This window comes from Clostridium celatum DSM 1785 (genome assembly GCF_000320405.1).
GTDB classification, from domain to species: domain Bacteria; phylum Bacillota; class Clostridia; order Clostridiales; family Clostridiaceae; genus Clostridium; species Clostridium celatum.
Window position 1 is genome coordinate 1 of record NZ_KB291628.1, and the last position, 19569, is coordinate 19569.

19 protein-coding genes and 1 pseudogene are annotated in these 19569 nt (G+C 25.7%); 15 read left to right on the forward strand and 5 right to left on the reverse strand.

Annotated features, from left to right (window positions below; genetic code table 11):
- Positions 1-81 precede the first annotated feature (81 nt).
- Entirely contained in the window at positions 82-405 is a 324-nt protein-coding gene (locus HMPREF0216_RS06350; protein ID WP_040419203.1) for a YmaF family protein, read from the reverse strand.
- Positions 406-604: 199 nt separating this feature from the next.
- Positions 605-916 carry a hypothetical protein gene (locus HMPREF0216_RS06355; protein ID WP_005212657.1) on the reverse strand — a complete coding sequence of 104 codons (312 nt, stop codon included), beginning with the start codon at positions 914-916 and terminating at the stop codon, positions 605-607.
- A 191-nt stretch (positions 917-1107) separates the two neighbouring features.
- Here HMPREF0216_RS06355 and HMPREF0216_RS06360 point away from each other — a divergent pair, with 191 nt between their 5' ends.
- From HMPREF0216_RS06360 to HMPREF0216_RS06380, 5 genes are all read left to right on the forward strand, one after another.
- Positions 1108-1728: a BRCT domain-containing protein gene (locus HMPREF0216_RS06360; RefSeq protein WP_005212672.1), complete on the forward strand. Its 621-nt coding sequence runs from the start codon at positions 1108-1110 to the stop codon at positions 1726-1728.
- Positions 1729-1817: 89 nt separating this feature from the next.
- Entirely contained in the window at positions 1818-2483 is a 666-nt protein-coding gene (locus HMPREF0216_RS06365) for a hypothetical protein (protein WP_005212674.1), read from the forward strand.
- A 185-nt stretch (positions 2484-2668) separates the two neighbouring features.
- A complete protein-coding gene (locus HMPREF0216_RS06370) occupies positions 2669-3541 on the forward strand; it encodes a tRNA 2-thiocytidine biosynthesis TtcA family protein (RefSeq protein WP_005212675.1) in 873 nt (290 codons plus the stop codon).
- Positions 3542-4025: 484 nt separating this feature from the next.
- Positions 4026-4214 carry a DUF4250 domain-containing protein gene (locus HMPREF0216_RS06375; RefSeq protein ID WP_005212676.1) on the forward strand — a complete coding sequence of 63 codons (189 nt, stop codon included), beginning with the start codon at positions 4026-4028 and terminating at the stop codon, positions 4212-4214.
- 379 nt (positions 4215-4593) lie between these two features.
- Positions 4594-5931, forward strand: a complete 1338-nt coding sequence (locus HMPREF0216_RS06380) for an MATE family efflux transporter (RefSeq protein WP_005212678.1) — start codon at positions 4594-4596, stop codon at positions 5929-5931.
- A 200-nt stretch (positions 5932-6131) separates the two neighbouring features.
- Here HMPREF0216_RS06380 and HMPREF0216_RS06385 read toward each other — a convergent pair whose 3' ends face one another.
- Positions 6132-6854 carry a polysaccharide deacetylase family protein gene (locus HMPREF0216_RS06385; RefSeq protein WP_040419177.1) on the reverse strand — a complete coding sequence of 241 codons (723 nt, stop codon included), beginning with the start codon at positions 6852-6854 and terminating at the stop codon, positions 6132-6134.
- Positions 6855-7264: 410 nt separating this feature from the next.
- Between HMPREF0216_RS06385 and HMPREF0216_RS06390 the strand changes: the two genes are divergently transcribed.
- The 9 genes and pseudogenes from HMPREF0216_RS06390 to HMPREF0216_RS06425 all read left to right on the forward strand — a co-directional run bounded on the left by HMPREF0216_RS06390 (position 7265) and on the right by HMPREF0216_RS06425 (position 17254).
- Positions 7265-8569, forward strand: a complete 1305-nt coding sequence (locus HMPREF0216_RS06390; RefSeq protein WP_005212680.1) for a uracil-xanthine permease family protein — start codon at positions 7265-7267, stop codon at positions 8567-8569.
- A 196-nt stretch (positions 8570-8765) separates the two neighbouring features.
- Positions 8766-10574, forward strand: coding sequence for a bifunctional diguanylate cyclase/phosphodiesterase (locus HMPREF0216_RS06395; protein ID WP_005212681.1), 1809 nt, complete (start codon positions 8766-8768; stop codon positions 10572-10574).
- Between the two features lie 70 nt (positions 10575-10644).
- Positions 10645-11244, forward strand: coding sequence for a hypothetical protein (locus HMPREF0216_RS16270; protein ID WP_005212682.1), 600 nt, complete (start codon positions 10645-10647; stop codon positions 11242-11244).
- 167 nt (positions 11245-11411) lie between these two features.
- Complete coding sequence (dut, locus tag HMPREF0216_RS06405) at positions 11412-11849, forward strand: dUTP diphosphatase (RefSeq protein ID WP_005212685.1); 438 nt, start codon at positions 11412-11414, stop codon at positions 11847-11849.
- Positions 11850-11970: 121 nt separating this feature from the next.
- The gene (locus HMPREF0216_RS06410) at positions 11971-12594 is read left to right on the forward strand and encodes a cyclase family protein (RefSeq protein ID WP_005212687.1); all 624 of its coding nucleotides are present in this window, start codon (positions 11971-11973) and stop codon (positions 12592-12594) included.
- A gap of 251 nt (positions 12595-12845) precedes the next feature.
- Positions 12846-13675 (forward strand): annotated as a pseudogene (locus HMPREF0216_RS06415) (AAC(3) family N-acetyltransferase).
- Positions 13676-13700: 25 nt separating this feature from the next.
- Positions 13701-13922, forward strand: a complete 222-nt coding sequence (locus HMPREF0216_RS06420) for a hypothetical protein (RefSeq protein ID WP_040419180.1) — start codon at positions 13701-13703, stop codon at positions 13920-13922.
- Positions 13923-14053: 131 nt separating this feature from the next.
- On the forward strand, positions 14054-14818 hold the full coding sequence (locus tag HMPREF0216_RS17655) for a ligand-binding sensor domain-containing protein (protein WP_005212694.1): 765 nt from the start codon (positions 14054-14056) through the stop codon (positions 14816-14818).
- Positions 14819-14884: 66 nt separating this feature from the next.
- On the forward strand, positions 14885-17254 hold the full coding sequence (locus tag HMPREF0216_RS06425) for a sensor histidine kinase (protein ID WP_005212695.1): 2370 nt from the start codon (positions 14885-14887) through the stop codon (positions 17252-17254).
- A 44-nt stretch (positions 17255-17298) separates the two neighbouring features.
- Here the strand turns inward: HMPREF0216_RS06425 and gloA are convergent, their stop codons facing one another.
- Complete coding sequence (gene gloA, locus HMPREF0216_RS06430; RefSeq protein ID WP_005212696.1) at positions 17299-17679, reverse strand: lactoylglutathione lyase; 381 nt, start codon at positions 17677-17679, stop codon at positions 17299-17301.
- 317 nt (positions 17680-17996) lie between these two features.
- On the opposite strand from gloA, the gene HMPREF0216_RS06435 reads away from it, so the two are divergent.
- Positions 17997-18527: a thioredoxin family protein gene (locus tag HMPREF0216_RS06435; protein WP_040419183.1), complete on the forward strand. Its 531-nt coding sequence runs from the start codon at positions 17997-17999 to the stop codon at positions 18525-18527.
- Positions 18528-18685: 158 nt separating this feature from the next.
- On the opposite strand, the gene HMPREF0216_RS06440 is transcribed toward HMPREF0216_RS06435, so the two are convergent.
- Positions 18686-19339, reverse strand: coding sequence for a hypothetical protein (locus HMPREF0216_RS06440; RefSeq protein ID WP_005212698.1), 654 nt, complete (start codon positions 19337-19339; stop codon positions 18686-18688).
- Positions 19340-19569: the final 230 nt, after the last annotated feature.

Below are 19569 nucleotides of genomic sequence, written 5' to 3' on the forward strand. Positions count from 1 at the left end.
TTTTAAACAGGGGGTTTTTCAACAAACTGATATATATTTGTATAATAAACAAATATATATATACTCTATTTTTAATTGTGATTAACAATCATAATCATTTTCTTTTTCAGTAGGAGCTTCGATTAAAGTTGCAAAGATAAATCTATGATGGTGTCCATCTACTGTTGTGGTATATCCAGTAACTAGATGAACATGCTTGCCTTTTCCTACATATATTGCAGGACCAGTAACAGCATAAATTCTATGATGATGGTCTACAAAATCAGTATTAGTAGCTAATTTATGAACATGAGAGTTACCGTACCTTATAGCCTCGCCTGTAACTCCAGCAAAACGATGATTGTGTTTATCATCACATTCTTCTGCAAACATTGTTGAGCCAAGGAATTCATGAACGTGCTTCATAATAGTTGTATTTGAATTTTCTTCATATTCATCAAAAAGATTTCCATAATTATCATATCTATTTTTCATAACAATACTACTCCTTATTTATTTATATAATATATGTTATGAAAGTAAGGTGAGATTTGACATAACTTTTGATATATTTTTAATAAATAATTAATATAGTTTTTTTCTTTGAAGCATAACAATAGAAGAACTAATACTCAGGATTTGTTCCATAATCTAGCCAAGAATTTAAAGTATTACTTGTAAGTTTAGCGTCTTCTTCAGAATTATAAGGAATGGCAATAGAGTCTATTATTCCATCTTTTTTTTCGTAATATATAACAACATAATTTGATGAAGAATTCTTATTTTGACCTTTAGTATTAATTATGATATCTAAATTATCCTTAACATATTTTCCGGTTTCTATAAGATTAATAGAATCTTTAAAAATCATTTTATCTTTAAACGTAAGAAAAGTATCATTAATTTCCAAATTACCAGCAGTACTGTATATAATCATAAGTACCTCCTAAAATATATTTATAATAATATAAAAACTTAATAATATGTATACGAAAAAATTTTAAAATTATGATATATTCTTTTAATATTATATAAATGATATAATATAATGATAATTTAATGAGATATTGTATAAATAAATATTGAGAGTTTTATTAGAAAATGAATTGCATTAAGGAATGATAAAAGATGAACAGTAAAATAGATTATAAAAGATTAAATTTTAAAGTTGCTAGAGAGATTTTACAAGGAAAAAACATTGTTTTTACAGGAAGAGGATTTTTAGTTAGAGGGGAACTGATGAGGCTTGCAAGGCAAGCAGGTGCTAATGTAGATAGTGTTGTAACTAAAAAGTGTGATATTTTAATCGTTGGTGAAAAGCCGGGAAGTAAGCTTAGAAAAGCTAAAATTTTGGGATGTGAAATAATTACTACAGATGACTTTAAAGATATTTTAGAAGGAAAAATTCAGGAAAGTAAACTAGTAAATAATAATGAAGATATATTAGATTTTAATTTAATTAATGAAACTAATATTTTAAATATTGGTTTAGACAATAAAAATGAGGAAAGAATTAATATTGAAAACAAAAATATAGCAGTATTTATTAAAAATGAAATATTAAAGCAAAAGACTATACTAAATGTTAAAAAGTATGGAGGAAATCTTTTAGAAACATTAGATGAGGAAATTGTGGATTTGGTAGTATATCAACCACATTCAGATTTTGATTATTTAATAAAAAGAGCAGAAATGTTAAATATAAAGTTATTTACAGTAGGAAATTTTAATAAATTAATTATGGCGTAGTCTAGAGATTATATATAAATAAAATATGGTTTAGTATTATTATATGGTGTGTTTGAGTTTTATATAAGTTAAAAGTATTGGAGGAGTATATGAGAGGAAACCAATTTAAAAACATAACATTAGGGATTATAATAACAGCAAGTGTTATAAGTATTTATGGATGTACAGAAAATAAAAAAAGTAATAATCAAAATATTATAGAGGATACTAATCAAAATATAAATGAAGATGATAGTAATAAAAATATTATAACTGAGGAAGATAAAGAGATTAATATAGAGAAAACAGAAAATAAAGATTCTAATAAAGAGTATGAAATTTTTTCTATATATACTATAGATGTAAATACTGATGAAAAAGTTATTTTAAAAAATATAGAATTAGAAAAAAAATTAAGTGTAGAAGAAAAGTTAGTAGAGTTGGCAAATGAGGTAAGTAATGATTTATTTAATAGTTTACCTCTTGAGCTTATAGAGATAAAGGATATTGAAGAAAAGAGTATAGCTGTATTTAATTTTGAAGAGGTGGGAAAAAATGCAGAAAAAGCTACTTTATTTCAAGATTATGAAGGAGATAGTTGGTTTCAATGTTTTCAAGGATCTGCAGGTGGAAGGGTTACTGAATATACTTTGATAGAAACTTTATTACAAAGGAATTATGAAGGTGAATGGATTGATGGTATAAATTTTACGTATAAAGGTGGAAGTGTAGAATTTGAACATACGCCTAAGCTTTCAGAAATAGTATATAGATAAAAATATAGCTATTTTATAAATTGAAATTAAGTATAGCTTTTAACTAATATTTTTTATAAAATATTAAATAGGTTTCTTCATTAGTTAAAACTAATAACTAAAGGCTCTTAACTTATTTAAAGGTTGCTTTTATATTATAATTTAAGTAAAATTAATTTTGTTAGTAAAAATAAGAGGTGATAATAATGAGTAGTATAGCAGGACATGGTTGTGAAAGAATAGTACCGGAAGAAGCCAAAAAGACTCTTGAAGAAATAGAAAGAAGTATAGTTAAAAGATATAGAAAGCCAATTTGGTCAAAATTTATAAAAGCAGTAAAGGATTATGCTCTTATTGAAGAAGGAGATAAAATAGCTGTAGCTATATCAGGTGGGAAAGATTCATTGCTTATGGCTAAATTATTTCAAGAATTAAAAAAGCATGGACAAGTAAATTTTGATGTTGAATTTATTGCTATGGATCCTGGATATCATCCACAAATAAAAGAATTACTTATAGAAAACTGTGAGCATTTAAATATACCAGTACATATTTATGAATCAAAAATATTTGAAATAATAGATGAAAAAGCAAAGGAATATCCTTGTTATCTTTGTGCAAGAATGAGAAGAGGCTCTTTATATAATAAGGCAAGAGAACTTGGGTGTAATAAACTTGCACTTGGGCATCATTATAATGATGTTATTGAAACTACAATGTTAAACGTACTTTATGCAGGAAACTTTAAAACAATGTTACCTAAATTACAAGCAGATAACTTTGAGGGAATAGAACTTATAAGACCACTTTATTACATTGAAGAGGAAGCTATTAAAAGATTTATAAAATATACAGGATTGTGGCCTCTTAACTGTGCATGTATGGTTGCAGCAGAGAAAATCGGAAATAAAAGACATGAAATTAAGGCTATGATTGCTGAACTTAAAAAGACATTTAATGATGTTGATAAATCAATATTTAAATCAGCTACCAATGTAAATATGAACTCAATACTTGGGTGGGAAAAAGACGGAAAGAAATATTCATTCTTAGACCCTGAAAATGAAATAAAAAAATAATATATTTTTAGAAATTTTACCTAAAAAGGGACAGTATAAATACGGAGATATAACCAATACTAATGATGTAGATTAGTGGAGGTGATATTATGGCAAAAAAAGGCCAAAGAGCAACTTGGGAAAATGATCATTTTAAAGGTCCTAAAAAACCAGCAGCTGCAAGAGTACCAGAGGTAAACAATATAGGAAAAGATAAATAATAAAATTTGATTAAAATATTATGAAAAAATTAAGCTAAAGTGCAAAAATGTATGTACTTTAGCTTAATTTTATATAAAATATAATTATAAGAAAATTTTAGTAAAACTAAATTTAAAATTTTATTTCAGGTTTAATAAAGAGAAATAAATATTTTAAATAAAATTTAGAATAAGTTAATATGAAGATATATAATCCTTTAAATATAGATTATAAATGGCAAAGTGTTAGAGGAAATATATAATGGATAAATAACTATAAAAGTAAAAAATAATAGGAGGATAAAATGGATAAGGAAACATTGTTAAAAATGGACCCACATATATTAGTTAGTATGGTAAATATGAAGTTAAGGGATTTTTACGGAAGTTTAAATGCATATTGTGATGATTTAGGAATAAATAGAGATGAGATTGAAAGTAAATTATTATGTGCAGGTTATAAATACAATAATGAATTAAATCAATTTAAATAATATATAAAAATAAATTAATTTATATATTTTAGATTAGAAATATTTATGAATAAGGTAAGAGGTAGAGTGATGAAAAAAATAAAAGTAGGAAAATTAATAATATTAGCGACAGCTTCAGCGGCATTAGTTACAACTTTAATAAAGGATAAGAAAAATACTAAGGACAACTTAGAAAATTAGTAAGAGATTGTGGATATAAATAATTTTTTGAAAGAATGATATTACTTTTGTAATATCATATTTTTTGCTGTTTATACTTAAGAATATATATAATCATATGTTTTTATAATAAGTGATATAAAAAAAGCAATTTAATAATTTTAAAACACTACTAAAAAGTAAGTAAAGTGCGCTAAGTGATAAGAAAAGGGGAGGTAAAATGAAGAAAAAGGTTGATTTAGTTTCAGGGAATATTTTAAAAACGTTAGTAACATTATCATTACCTATATTAGGAACAGCTTTTATTCAAATGGCATATAGCCTAGTTGATATGATTTGGATCGGGAGGGCTGGAAGTGCTGCAGTTGCAGCAGTAGGAACAGCAGGATTTTTTTCTTGGTTTGGAAATTCGTTAGTAACCATAAGTAAGACGGGGGCAGAAGTTGGTGTTTCACAAGCTATAGGCAAAAATAATAGTAAAGAAAGAAATGAATATGTATATAGTAGTTTGTTTTTATGTATAACTATGGCAATTATATATGGAATACTATTAATAGTGTTTAGAGATGGATTGATTGGCTTTTTTAACTTGGGAGATGAAACAATAATAAGAATGTCTAAAGAATATTTTATAGTAATTGCACTTGGTATGATTTGTGCATTTATAAATCCGCAATTAACAGGGATTTTTACTGCATCAGGAAATAGTAAAACTCCGTTTATTGTGAATACCATAGGGCTTGTAATGAATATAGTTTTGGATCCGATTTTAATATTTGGGATGTTTAATATTAAACCATTAGGAGTTGTTGGAGCTGCGCTTGCTACGGTATTTTCACAATTAATAGTAAGTTTAATATTTATATATACTTTTATTAAGCATGGTTATAATATTAGTTTTAACAATAGAAAGTACATAAATAGAAAAATTATTAAGAGAGTATGTAAATATGGTGGGCCTACAGCTATCCAAAATTGTCTTTTTACATTTTTCTCAATGCTAATTGGAAGAGTAGTAGCTATGGCAGGACCAGTATCTATTGCAGTTCAAAAAGTTGGTTCACAAATAGAGTCTATTTCATGGATGACAGCAGGAGGATTTTCAAGTGCTTTAACTGCTTTTGTTGGACAAAACTATGGAGCAAAGAGAAATGATAGAGTTTTGAAAGGGTATGTAAGCACATTATTTATTTCTTGTTTAGTAGGAGTTTTTGCAACAGTTTTACTAGTTTTTGCTGGAGAACAGCTTTTTAGATTGTTTATAAATGAAAGTGAGGCAATTATTCAAGGAGCAGATTACTTAAGGATACTTGGATATTCACAACTTTTTATGTGTTTAGAAATAACTACAGCAGGAGCCTTTTATGGTATTGGAAAAACAATGACTCCTTCGCTTATAAGTATTATATTTACAGGTCTTAGAGTACCAGTGGCTATAATTTTATTTAAACCTGAACTGCTTGGAATTAATGGAGTTTGGTGGAGTATTAGTGGAAGCAGCATTATTAAAGGAATAATTTTAGTAATATTATTTTATTTTATGTTCATAAAAAAATAAACAAATCTATAGCTTAAAAAAGAAAAAATACAAAATTTTAACTACTTATATTTAAATAAAAATGTACTCTATAGAATAGATAATCTAATATTCTATAGAGTAAATTTTATTACTTTATAAAAGATTTTTATTAAATTTTATGTTTGTAATTATAATTTGTAAATATAATTTAATACTTACAGATTATAAAATAATAAAGTTTATTTTCTTGTAACTTTATAAATCTCAGGAGTATCAATTGTTATTTTTTTGAAGGTATAGCCTTGGCTTTTATAATATTTAATTATACTTAAAAGTGCAGAGGCAGTATTTTTATTGGCAGGAGCATTATGCATTAATACAACAACATTATCTTGTGTTGAAATAGCTCTATTTAAAATTATATCTGGTGAGGAAGGGGGATTAGCTCCATCTAAAGTATCTTGTGTCCAATCATATATTTTAAAATTATTAGCATGAACAGTATCTACCATTTCTTGAGTTAATCTATAGGTACTATTATTAGATCCAAAAGGAAATCTTAATATATAGTAATTTTCGCCAGTAACATCATAAAGAGCCTGTTGAGTCTTTTTCATTTCACAAATAAAATCAGAACTAGAACCATAAAGTTTGGATCTTTCATGAGTAAAACTATGAAGTCCAATAGCATGACCTTCATTTTTCATTCTTAAGATAATATCTTCTTGTCCTTTAATTTGTTGACCTATAATAAAAAATGTTGCAGGAACTCCTTCTGATTTTAAAATATCTAAAGTTTTTGATGTAGTATCACCACCAGGTCCATCATCAAAAGTTAAATAAACAACTTTTTCTGGAGTAGCATTATCATTAAAGGTAGAGCATCTAACCTTTGTACCGCTAGGAGAAAGTAAAAATATACACATAAAAAATAAGAAGAATCTTGAAAAAATTTTGTTCATATTAACAAGTTCTCTCCTTTCTTAAAAATTATAGTAGCTTTGAACACTAAATATAGTATGTACATATATTAAAATTAATATTAATACATAAAATGACAATGTAAATTTTTAATATATATGAGATGTAAAATATAATTTTTTAAACTTTAAAAAATTACGTATTGAAATTGTACTATTATTGATATATAATAGCTAAGAGCTTTAAATCGAATCAGAGAGTTCGGTAAGTAAAATAATGATGATATTAATATAGAATATAGTTAGTATATATTATCATTAAAGATTATAAGAAGTTTATAGTCTCTTACCGAGTGTAAGAGGCTTTTTTATTTACCTTTAATAACAGTCCAGAGAGGCTGAAAAGGGAGAAAGTTAAGTTTCTCCTTAATAAAAATTTAGGAGGATGTATTATGACACAATTTACAGGAAGTTTATCTCAAGAAAAAACTTCAACAAGAGCAATTAAATCAGGGATTTTAAAGGGAGTTTTAGCACTTCAACATTTGATTGCTATGTTTGGTGCAACAGTATTAGTTCCAATCCTTACAGGATTAGACCCATCAGTAGCTTTATTTTCAGCAGGTGCGGGTACATTAATATTCCATTTATGTACTAAAGGTAAGGTGCCAGTATTCTTAGGTTCATCATTTGCATTTATTCCTGTTATAACTGCAGTTGCTACTCAGTATGGAGATTTAAGATATGCACAGGGTGGAATAATGGTAGTAGGTGTCATTTATGTTGCAGTATCATTTTTAATTAAAAAGATTGGATTAGACAAAATAAAAAAGGTATTACCAGCACAAGTTGTTGGACCAATGATAATAGTTATAGGATTAAATTTAATTCCAACAGCATTAGATATGGCAGGAGTTAACGCATTATTTGCAGGAACAGAAGGTGCTATATTAAATGTAGGTATAGCTTTAATAACCTTAACAATTGCATTAGTGATAAAGAAGTTTGGTAAGGGATTTTTATCACAAGTTTCAATACTTATAGCAGTAGTTGTTGGATATTTAATAAGTTTAGCAAGTGGATTAGTTTCAATATCTGAAATACAAAGTGCAAGTTTAGTTGCAATACCACACTTCACACTTCCAAAATTTGATATGGGAGCAATTATGATAATAGCACCTGTAGTATTGGCAGTATTTATGGAACATGTTGGAGATATTACAACAAATGGTGAAGTAGTAGGTAAGAACTTTATTGAGGATCCAGGTTTAAATAGAACATTATTAGGAGATGGACTAGCTACATTAATAGCAGGATTTGTAGGTGGACCAGCCAATACAACATATGGTGAAAACACAGGTGTTTTAGCAATGACTAAAAATTATAATCCAGCAATATTAAGAATTACAGCTGTATTTGCGATTATATTAAGTTTTATTGCAAAATTTGGTGCTACAATTAGAACTATACCACAATGTGTTATGGGTGGAATAAGTTTAATATTATTCTCAATGATAGCATTAGTAGGGTTTCAAACTATCAAAAGAGAAAAGGTTAAGTTTAATATAGTAAATACATTAGTAATAGCAACAATATTATTTATAGGATTATCAGGCAATTTTTTTAACAATCCAATAGGAATAAAAATAACAGAGACAGTTAGTATTTCAGGATTAAGTTTAGCAGCACTTATAGGTGTAACTCTTAACATAGTATTAGGGTGGTTTGAAAATCTAATAAAAAATATAAGAAAATAAGAATATGATAGAATCATACTATTTAATTTTGTCAAATAGTATGATTTTTTTTATTTATTAATATAGTAAAATTTTCATAAAAATATGTTTAATTTTTCAAGATTATGATACAATTAATATATTATATAGGGAATTTTGGAGGAAATATTTAGTGGATAAATAATCAGAAGAACGATTAAAAAAATTAAGAACATCCATGAATATTTTTATTGTTGTTAATTTACTTATAATTTTATTTTTAAATAAATTAATAGTACTAAAAATTATGATAGCTATATATTTTGTTATATTTATTTTATTTTCAAAAGAAAACTATGATGAATACTTAAAAATTAATAAAGAACATAAATATAATGAAGATAGATATATATCTTCCATAGAAGCTATGAACGGTAGTGTATGGGAATGGAATGAAAAAAATAATACTATCCACATTTCTAATAAAATTAGAAATAGATTAGGAATTGAAAAGAATGAATTAACTTTAGATGAATGGTATAGCTATATTCACGAAGATGATAATAATAGGGTAAAAAATTATTTTAATGATATATGTTTAAATAAGGTTTGTGGTAATGCTAATATTGAATATTCAGTTATTAATACAAAAGGAGAAAAATTATATTTAAGATATAGCGGTAGGGGAATAATTAGAGATGATATATATCATTTGGCTGGAATTATTAAAGATATAACAAAAGAGAAGCAAAATGAGTTAAAGATTCATTTTATGAATTATTATGATAATATAACAGGTGTACCAAATAGAAGAATGTTTAGTGAAAAATTTGGTGAACTAATAGAAACCAATAAGAAAGAGCAAACAAAGCTTGCATTAGCTTTTTTTGATATTGATAACTTTAAGAATATTAATGATACATATGGACATGAAATTGGTGATAATATATTAATGAAAATTTGTGAAAGAGTTTATGAAGCCTTAGACGAAAGATGTGCTTTTGCAAGGTTTGGTGGAGATGAATTTGTTATTGCTGTTTCAGATGTAGTTGATGAATTAGAGATAAAGATATTTTTAGAAAATATTTTAAATAATATAAGAAAGCCATTTGCTATAAATGATAAAATAATTTATAGTTCAATTAGTATGGGGGTAAGTGTTTATCCAAACGATTCAGAAAATTTAAATACATTGCTAAAAACAGCAGACATGGCTATGCATAGTGCAAAAGAAGAGGGAAAAAATAGATATAAATTTTTTGATGAAGAAATATCAAAAATGTTGAAGAGACAATATGATATAGAAAAATCACTTAGAATAGCCTTAGAAAAAAAAGAGATATTTATGGTGTTTCAACCCAAAGTAACAATAGATGGTGAAAATGTACAAGGGTTTGAAGCTTTAGTAAGATGGATAAGTGAGGATTTAGGATTTGTATCACCTGCAGAATTTATTCCAATAGCAGAGTCTTCAGGGCTTATAATAGATTTAGGGAAATATATTATTGAAGAAAGCTTTAAAAAATGTAAGGAATTAAAAGAATTAACAGATAAAAAGTTTAATATTGCAATAAATATATCAGATATTCAATTAAGAGAAAATGGATTTATTGATTTTATTAAAGAGTCACTAGAAAAGTATGATATATCACCAGAATATATTCAGTTTGAAATAACTGAAGGTGTTATAATGCAATCTGTAGCTCGTAATATAGAACTATTATTAGAATTGAAAAAGTTAGGGGTAACTATAGCATTAGATGATTTTGGAACAGGATATTCATCTTTAAGTTATTTAAAAAGGTTACCAATAGATGTTTTAAAAATAGATAAAAGCTTTGTAGATGGTATTGGTGTAGATGAAAAAAGTGAGTGTATTGCAGAAAGTATAATTAAATTATCACATAATCTAAATTTAAAAGTTGTTGCAGAAGGGGTAGAAACTAAGGCTCAACTAGGATATTTAGAAAAAATGAAATGTGATATAGCACAAGGATATTATTTTAGTAAGCCAGAAAAATTTGAATTTATAAAAGAAATGATATAATTATAAAAAAATTATCACAAAAAACCGCTTGAATCATATTATGTAAATATATGATTTTTGGAGGTTTTTTATGCGTATTAGAATAGATGATCAATTTGATGATAAAACAGAGTTAGAGTATGATACAGTAGATAATGATTCTATTATAGGTAATGGTGTATTAGGAAATGATTGTAGTATTATAGAAGTTAAAGACTTTAAAGAAGTCAAAGAGGAGAATAATGATTCTATACATGAAGATAATAAGTATAATGTCGTTATTGAAGGTGGAACATTTGTAGATGGAAGTTCTGATGATATTGTTAAGGTTGAAAAAAACAAAACTAATATAAAGGGTAAAAATAAAGAAAATAAAAAAATTAATGGTAAAATTATTGTAACTTCAAGGCTTGGTGGAGAAAATGGAACTGTGATATCATCAGCAAGAATAAATTTATACGCTTTAAATGGAATATCCCCTAAACTTATACATTCTAAATTGACTGATACAAATGGTATTGTTATATTTGATAACTTATCAAAAGGAAGTTATAGAGTAATAGCTATTGTTGATAGAAAATATTTTGAAAAGCCAACATATATAGAATGGAATGAAGTAACTATTAATGAAGATTTAACAGAAGAAAATATAACTGTTATAAATAAAATAAAAGGTTTTTCAAATAAATAAAATATGGGATAAATAATAAAAAATTATGATATAACCTATTAATACCTAAAATGTTATATCATAATTTTTTTTATTTAACTTCAAATTTATTTAATGGACATAGATACGTATTTAAGAAATATATGCTAAAATAGTAAAGTTGAAAATAATAAAAATGGAGGTATTTTATGAATACATATGATTTAAAAATAGTTAAAATACATGAGGATGCAATAATACCTAATTATGCCCATGAAGGAGATGCTGGATTAGATGTATATTCTGTTGAAGAAAAGACACTAGAACCTGGGGAAAGAGCTTTAATTAAAACAGGAATAAAAATTCAATTACCAAAGGGAACAGAAGCTCAAATGAGACCAAGAAGTGGATTAGCAATAAAAAATGGTATTTCTTTAGTAAATAGTCCTGGAACTATAGATGAAGGATATAGAGGTGAAATAGGGGTTATTGTTATAAATCATGGTCAAGAAACATTTAAAGTTGAAAAGGGAATGAAAATATGTCAAATGGTTATTAAGCCAGTTTGGAGAGTTAATGTAGAAGAGGTATCTGAACTTGATGATACAGAGAGAGGAACAGGAGGGTTTGGATCAACGGGTGTTTAATTTTTAGAAAATAAAAGGCAAAAATATGTTAATGAACTTATTGTAATTAAATGTAATTTGTGGTAAAATAAACAATATAGAAGGGGTTAAATGCACTATTTATGGAAAGAGTGGGGAACATATGAAATATATTGATTTATCACATGAAATAAAAAATGAAATGCCAATTTATCCAGGCGATGTTGAAGTCAATTTAGAACAAGTAAATAAGTATGAAGAAGATGGTTATAATGGATATTCTTTATTTACTGGAATGCACGCAGGGACTCACATTGATGCACCAAAGCATATTTTACAAACAGATAAATATATATCAGATTATCCTATAGAAAGATTTGTAGGTAATGCTATACTTTTAGATGTAAGAGGAGAAAGTATAATTGAAGTTAAAGATGAATACTATAGGTCTATTAAAGAGAATGATATAGTACTTTTATTTACAGGTCATGATAAAATTTATGGCACAGAAAACTATTATACAGATCATCCGGTAGTTAGTGAGGAGTTAGCAGATTTATTAGTTAAAAAGAAGATAAAAATACTAGGGATTGATGCACCATCACCTGATAAAAATCCTTATAATGTTCATAAAAAATTACTTGAAAATGATATTTTTATATTGGAAAATTTAACGAATTTGAAAGAGCTATTATATAATGAAGGTATTCAAATCTTTGCTCAACCTCTAAAAATTCAAGGAGAGGGTAGTTTAGTAAGAGCAATTGCTTTGTATCAAGGTTATTAAAATTCTATAAAAATTATAATTTAAAGTTAAAAGAGATATACGTATAAAAATTTAATAAAAATATAGATGCCTAATAGGGAAATAGAGTCCTATTAGGTATTTTTTATTGAAAATATAAGAATGGATTTTCTGATTTATATAATTTATTTTTACTTAAAAGTAGAAGAAAGTAAATTATTATGGTAAAATATAACAATGTGTAAAGCGAAAAAAATAATTTAATAGTAATCTATATTATAAGAGGGAAAATAATGAGAGAATCAGAAATAATTAAGCAAACTAAAATACCAAATACGGTTAAATCTATAAGCGAAGGATTAAGAAAGATAGGGGTTAAAGAAGGGGATGTAATAATTGTACATTCATCACTATCTAGTTTTGGATGGGTTTGTGGGGGCGCACAAGCAATTGTAGAAAGCTTGTTTAATGTTGTTGGAAAAAATGGAACAATAGTAATGCCATCACAAAGTGGAGATTTGAGTGATCCTATAAATTGGTGCAATCCGCCTGTACCTAAAGAATGGATTGACACAATATATAAGAACATGCCAGCATTTAATAAAGAAATGACTCCAAGTAGGTCTATGGGGAAGGTTGTAGAATGTTTAGAGCATTAAAGTCAACAGAAAGATCAGAACACCCTCAAGTTTCTTTTGTTGCAAATGGAGTTTTAGCTAAAAGGATTACAGAAAGTCATCCATTAACACCACAGTTTGGAATAAACTCACCTTTAGGCAAGCTATATAATTTAAATGCAAAAGTGCTTTTACTTGGAGTTGGATATAATAATTGCACAAGCTTCCATCTTGCAGAATCATTAATTGATAATATGCCTAAAAATAAGGTAGGTACTTCTATTATGGAAAATGGTGAAAGGGTCTTTAAATATTTTTATGATTATGAATATGATTCAGATGATTTTGATTTAATAGGTGAAGAGTTCGAAATTAGATATAATATTAATAAGATGCAAATTGGAAATGCTCAATGTAGATTTTTTAATATGAAATTAGGTGTAGATTTTGCAAGAGATTGGATTTTAAGGAATAGATTTTGCAAATATAAAATAAATATTAATTAAGTAATAAATAACTTTGGGGGAAGTTATGAATAATAGAAGTGATGAAAATAAAATCATAAGAATAATTTTATTAATTATATTAAGCATATATAGTGTTTTTTTTATTTTATTAGTACCTGAATTTTATAAAGTTGGTGGAATAAAATTAATTTTAATTATAATTGCTATGATTTTAAGTATAATTGCCATAATTACTATAATTAATGATTTTAATATTAATAAAAAACTACATAAAAAGAAGAAATAGCTAATATTGTAATATTATAATTAAAGTGATAGAATTAAATAGAAAATAAAGCTGAATTTTGTAGAGAAATACAAAATACAGTTTTTTTATTGTATTTAATAATGAAAAAATAAGGTATAGAGGGAAAATTTATGTTACAAAAGATAATTAAGAGAATATATATTGTAATATTTATAATTGGGTTATTAATATCAAATTATAGTATTAAAGTAGAGGCAAAGGAACCAATAAATTTTAAAAATATTACTATAGAGGATGGATTAACACAGGGAACTGTAGAGGCATTGTTTCAAGATAGTAAGGGGTATATATGGATTGGAACTAATGATGGCTTAAATAGGTTTAATGGATATAAGTTTAAAGTTTATAGTGTGGAAGAGAATGAGAAAAATAGTATAGTGAATAATTATATATTAGACATAAAAGAAGATGCAGAGGGAAATATATGGGTTGCAACAGCTAATGGTTTAAGTAAAATCTTAAATGATGGATATTCAATTACTAATTATATAGAAGGAATAGATAAAGGGAATTTAACTAATTCAAACACAACTAGTATTCTTATAACAAAAGAAAATAATATACTGGTAGCAACAGCAGAAGGGTTGAATATTTATAATAAGAAAACAGATAGCTTTGAAAAAATGCCTAATCAAGGTATTCTAGCTACACAATATATTAATTCAATTACAGAAGATGATAAAGGGAATATATGGGCAGGGTGTAAAGAAGGCCTATATAAACTAAACATGAATTCTTTAGAAATAAAGCAAATTTTATCCAGTGATGAAATAGAGAAATATGAAGTATACAAGGTTTATTATGATAAGGACGGTTATATTTGGGCAGGAACCTATGGGAAAGGCGCCTATAAGATAGATATAAAAACAGAATAATTTACAAGATACTATAATGAGAAAAATAATGAAGAAGAAATAGGTGGAAATTATATAAAGAATTTCTTGAGAGATTCTTCAGGAGTCTTTTGGATTGCAACTGAAGGTGGATTATCAAAATATGATGAGAAAAATAACACATTTATAACATATAGAAATAAAATTTATGATAGAAATTCATTAGTAGATAATAATATATACTCTATGATTGAGGATAGAACAGGATTAATATGGTTAGGAACTTATGCGGGTATTAGTCTTTTTAATCCTAAAATAGCAATTCAGCATTTTAAAAATGATCCTTTTGATGAAAGAACTATTAATGATAATATGATTTCAGCGTTATATGAAGATAAAGATGAGTTAATATGGATAGGAACTAGAAATAATGGAGTAAATATATTTGATAGAAAGACAGATGAAGTTATACATATTATTACAGATGATGAAGAGATTATTGAAAGTGATGATATATTAGATATAACCGGAAATGAAGAATCTATATTTATAGCAACAGCTAATGGGGTTAGTATAATAAACAAGAAAGAAAAAACTATAAGAAATTATAATGAAGATGATGGAATAGCAAATAATATAGTAAGATCATTATTATATGATGAGTTGGGGTGTTTATGGATAGGAACAACTAATGGACTAGTTATACTAAATTTAGAGACAAGTGAGATAATTGACTTAACATACTTATTAGATAAATATTTACCTAAAGATAGATATATAGGTGAAATTTATAAGGATAAAGATGGAGAGTATTGGATAGGAAGCTTTGTAAAAGGTGGATTATTGAGAATAAACCCTAAATTAAATAAAATCACTGTATATAAAAATAAAGAAGGTGATGAGAACTCTATAAGCAATGATTCTATAAGATGTATAGTAGAGGGACAATCAGGTGAAATATGGATAGGGACAAGTTTTGGACTTAACAAATTTAATAAAGAAGATGAAAGTTTTATAAGCTATACTACAAAAGATGGAATTGCAAATAATACTATATATGGTATATTAATAGATTCTTATGGTAATCCTTGGTTTAGTAGTAATATGGGAATTTCTAAATTAAATTTAAAAACTGATACTATAATAAATTTTGATTTAACTGATGGATTACAAAGTAATGAATTTAATGGAAATTCATATTTTAAAAATAAAAATGGAGAATTTCTATTTGGAGGGATAAATGGATTTAATATAATAAATCCAGAAAGTATAACAAAAGATGAGTATAAAGAAAAAGTAGTATTTGATAGGTTTGAAATAAATGGTAATGAAGTTGGAGAACTAGAATCTAAGAAGTTACAGTATTTTGAAAATAATATATACATAGAAGTTTTTGTGCCAATCTATAAAAATACAAAAAACATACAATATTATTATTTACTTGAAGGTGGATCAGATGAGTGGCAGCTTATGAATAGTAATTCTATAACTTTGAGCAATCTTTCTTCAGGCAAATATACTTTTAGAGTTAAAGCTAGAAGTAATAATGGAACTTTTATTGATGAAGCGGTGGTTAATTTCACTATAAAACCTCCAGTGTGGTTTAGTAATATTGCATTTTTAGTTTACATAATAGCAATACTGTTATTAGTTATACATAATAAAAATAAAATGAGAAAATTAGATAGAATGGTTAATTTAAGAACAAAAGAATTAAATGAAGAAATGGAACGAAATACTGAATTATTTGATAAGGTAATTAAGCTGGAACGAAGAAAAAACAATTATTTAATTAATTTATCTCACGAGCTTAGAACTCCACTTAATGTTATTTATTCAACAGAACAACTAATTAGAGAGCTTAATAAAGGTAAAAAAGGTTTAGATAAAGATAATATAGAGAAGTATATGCTTATTATAAGAAATAACACAAAAAGGTTATTAAAGATAATAAATGACTTAATAGATACATCAAAGATAGAGCATGGAAGTTATAAAATGAATATAAAAGAAATAAATATAGTCTATGTTGTTGAAGAAGCAGCTCTTTCTTTAAGGCAATACATAGAAAGTAAAGGTATTACACTTATTATAGATCCAGATATAGAAGAAAAAATAATAGAAGCTGATGAAAATGAAATTGAAAGATGTATAGTAAATATAGTAAATAATGCATATAAGTTTACTAATTATGGTGGATATATCAAAGTAGAAATTAAAGATTTAGATGATGAAGTAAAAATTGAAATTTCAGATAATGGTATTGGAATTGATAAGGAGAATTATGAAGTTATATTTAATAGATTTAATCAAATTGTAGATCCAAATTCAGAGATTAAAAAGGGAAGTGGATTAGGACTAACAATAACTAAAAAAATAATAGATCTTCATCAAGGGAAAATATATGTTGAAAGTCAAGTAGGAAAGGGAAGTAAATTTATTATAATACTACCAACTAAACAAAATAATAATATATAAAAATAAAATTTTAGGCTAAACATTTTTTTGTTTAGCCTAAAATTTTATGATCTAATTACTTCTACTTTGTAACCATCTGGATCTGTAACGAAGTAATATTTAGGAGGTTCCCCAGGAAGACCTTTAAGATCTGTAACTTCGTATCCCATTTCTATATGTTTTTCTCTTAAACTTTCAATATCAGTATGTCCTATAGCAATATGGCTAAAGCCATTACCAAGCTCATAAGGAACTTCAGGATTATAGTTATAAGTAAGTTCAATTTCATATCCATTAGGAGTATTTGATAAATAAACTAAAGTAAATTTATGCTCTGGAAAATCCTTTCTTCTTGTTTCAACTAATCCTAAGGCATCTTTATAAAATTTTAATGATTTTTCTAAATCCATAACTCTTATACAAGTATGTAACATTGTAACTGACATAATATACCTCCAATATAATTTGTTAGATAAATTATATCAGATACATAAAATTAATACAATAATATGGAAAGATATGAATAAATTTAAAATATAAATAAACTTATTTTGACTATAGTTAAATAGTAGTTATATTTAGTAATATTTTTCTATTTAATGATATAATAAGTATAAATATAATATATAGTAAAATATATATGAGATGAATATTTAAAATAATAAAAGGTTATAGCAACACAATATAAAATTTTTAAAAATATTTTATATAATAAATATAGTTGGGAAAGAGAGTGGTTTAGATGAATTTATGGGAGGAGTTTATGTTACATAATATTGATTTAATGGAGTATAGTGAATATTTAATTAAAGCAAAAGAAGAGGAGTTGCAATTTATAAATAAATTATATAATCAAGGGATATTATTAGAGGACGGAAAAGAAATAATAAAAAATATAGATGATGAAAAAAATGTACTTGTAATAACTGCAACTAGATGTAAAGATTCAGCAACTATTTTACCGTTTTTATTGAAACTTGCAGAATTAAATGAAAATATAAAAATAAAGTTTTTATTAAGAAAAGAAAATAGAGAACTTTTAGAACAGCTTTCAGGAGAACTTAAGGTACCTACAATGATGATTTTAGATAATAATGGACAAGTAATTAGAAAGTTTATAGAGTTTCCCAAGGGAGTAAAGGAAATTTTAATTTCAAATTCAAAAGAAAAAAGTCAGGAAGTAATTGATGAAATGAGAAATGGAAAATATAATTCTTTAATTCAAGAGGATTTAATAAAATTTTTAACTGGAGATGAATATGAGTATATAAGCTTTAATAGATTAGATAATTAGTATATAATGCATGTTTTAAATTATATTATAACATGGTATAAAATCGAATTAAAAAAAGTAAAAATGGCAAGCAAAATTAATAAATAAAACAGAGTAAATATTACTATAATTAGAAAAATAATTTTTAATTGCCATTTTTATTATAATAAAATTAACTATTACTCTTCGATAATAGTTAATTTTAAGTTATTACGTCTATTATCAAGTGGATTATGATTTATATGTTCTGTTTTTTCATTTTCAGCTGGAGACATAAGTAAATCATGAAGATATAATCTACCATTTGGAGTATTAGCAACTACTGAAACTTTACCGTGAGTTTTATAAAGTACCCAACTATAGTGATCATTAATTACACAATTTAGGTCCTCTTTTGATATTAAGGCTACCCCTTCTTTTTTGCCAAGCTTATCCTTAAGTATAATAGCAATAGTATCATTTTCTTGTTCTTCATACTCATTTGTAGTATTTCTTTCTACTATTTCCAAATTACATTTTCTATTATCTAAAGTATCACCATTTTTATATTTTATTGGAGCCTTGGGATTAACATTTAAAATTACACTCTGAAGACTTTGTTTTAATGGTTTAGATTTTTTATTTTTTTTAGTGGAGCTAATGTTTTGTGCAATATAACTATTATAATCCTTATTCCATTCAGCAAACCAAGTTCCCATATTAGTAATAGTATCTAAGTAAGAAACATCAAACTTTGTTATAAGCTTGGTACCATCTTTTTTTAGTATTACCATATTAACAACATTTTCTTTAATTTCATATGTATTACCTACATTTTTATAAATAGTATTCATTTAAATACACCTCATTATTTTTATTGTTTAGAAGAGTATAACAAAGTATAGTATTTTATGCAAAAAAATAATAACCATATCTTCTTTAGGGAAAAGCTTAGTAGTCTTTATTAAATGGTATATCTATTTAAAAAAAAGTTGATATAATGATATAAGAATCTATAGCATATGAAATATTATATTACAATAAAATATAGATAAATAAAATTAAGTATAGGTTGTTCATATAA